Genomic DNA, 1960 nt, shown 5'->3' with positions numbered 1-1960 from the left:
TTGGTGGCGAGGTGATCATGTTAGTGTTTATGATTCTGGAGCCCGCGAACAAATTGCTAAATTAGCAGATATTATAGATGGCAACAGCGCTCTAGAACTTTGGGAAAGAGCATGTGCTACTAAATGGCCTTTACCTCCGGAACTTGCGCTCTGACGCCAAATTGATTTTTAGACAGGAAATTTACTAATAACTTCATTATATTTTTCCTGTGCTTCAGTAATGCTGAGTTTCGAATATATTTCTAAAGAATCTCTTTTTTCATGACCTGAGTATGGCTGAATAAGAGCATCATCTATATTTTGTTTTTTAAGCCAAGTAAATAAAAAATGTCTTAGTCTATGAGGCGATATTGATCTCTCAATACCTGCTTCTTTAGTATATCTCGCCAAAATCTTTCTCACGCCTCTATCAGTATAATTTCTTCTAAATCCTGATTCATATAGGTATTCTCTATTTCCCTTTCTGGATTGCCTTATATGTATAGCTAAAGCTTCTTTAAAATTGATAGGAAAAGGTACAACTCTATCTTTTTTACCTTTACCATTATTTACCTTAATCTGGCACTCTGTAAGATTTACATCATTAAGAGTTATATTAATAAGTTCACTTACTCTAATACCAGTATATAAAAGTGTTTTTACAATAAGTACATATTTAATATCTTCAGAATTCCACACTGCTTTATAGAACTTTCTAACTTCATCTTCTGTAGGTACATACGGAAGTTTTTTAGTTGTCGTAGTTACAGGAACATTTAGCTCTTGTCTAACAAATCTAAATACGTCTCTTATGTAATCATAATTAGGATTTTGAGGCTTAATAATCTTACTTATTTTTTTGGCCATCTTTTTAGCTGATATATTATCCATTATGCAGCCTCCTGATAGTCTAAGTCAGGTAGACATTCATTCATATCCAATGGAAACAAACCATATGGGTTGACATGCTCATATATTAAAGGAGTAATGGCTCTTTTATCCTCTTTAGTAAGCTTATCCATTAGGTTGTTTTCTTTTATAATTTGCTGAATCATTAAGGTATTAATATATACCATGCTTAACTGAAGCAAATGTAATGAAAGTACTGATATTTCTTGATTCTTCTGTCTATTTGAAGATATTTCTCCTGAACGCCCATAAAAAATAAATTTACTGACACCATTCCAAAGCTCTACAACATTAAGCCCTTCATGAATCTCTTGTCTAATTTTTTCATCTATTAGATATTTGCATATAAAAATGGTTTTAATTACTTTACCCAATTGAGATAGCGCTAAATATGTTGGATGCTTTAAATTATTACGATTAAACCTTCTCAGTATGGCTTCTGGATCAGCATAGTTTTCTTTCATGGCTATTGTATACTTAACCATCTCACTATACTGTTCTTTTATAAGATCCCAGTTTATAGTATCGGTCATTATATCTTGGATATTAGAATATTTATTGTAATCAGCAATTTCACATCTTGAGAGTTTTTGTTTACTTAGATTCGCTAGTCTTGGCATTAGATTAAATCCTAGCAAATGCGAGAATGCAAAGCCTACCTCACTTTGACCATGAGTGTCTACATAACTTTTCTCAACAGACATCTCTGTACAATGCTTAAGAACTCCTTCAATCATTGCAGATACTTCAGAGTTAGAAACACTTTTGAGTTGAGAGTTAATACAACAAGCATTTTTCTCAACATGCCAATAAATCATAACTCCTCTACCGCCATAGCGATTATGATATTCTGAAATTAGATTTTGGAAATAAGCAGTAAACTGAGTTGAATCACCAGCCACAGCTATTGGCATTTCTCCCCACAATGCTTTCCATCTTTGATTTAATAAAGCATTTGCTACAATGCCAATGGCATCTTTTATATTATCTTTAGATATAAAGTAATCTTTAATATGTTCTAATTGCTTATAACTAATATGTGGACTGCCTGCTCTTACATGCTTTAAACCAA

At 32.4% G+C, this 1960-nt stretch carries 2 protein-coding genes; both read right to left on the bottom strand.

Going from position 1 to position 1960, the window contains the following annotated elements:
* Positions 1 to 168 precede the first annotated feature (168 nt).
* Positions 169 to 870, bottom strand: coding sequence for a tyrosine-type recombinase/integrase (locus F3D59_RS09850; protein WP_150464768.1), 702 nt, complete (start codon positions 868 to 870; stop codon positions 169 to 171).
* The coding region (locus tag F3D59_RS09845) for a Tn3 family transposase (RefSeq protein ID WP_150464767.1) at positions 870 to 1960 on the bottom strand (1091 nt) is incomplete at its 5' end. The genes F3D59_RS09850 and F3D59_RS09845, both read right to left, overlap by 1 nt.

Source organism: Francisella sp. XLW-1, assembly GCF_008711455.1.
Lineage (GTDB): Bacteria > Pseudomonadota > Gammaproteobacteria > Francisellales > Francisellaceae > Francisella > Francisella salimarina.
Note: the sequence above shows the minus strand (reverse complement) of the source record. Positions and strands in the feature narration are given on the sequence as shown.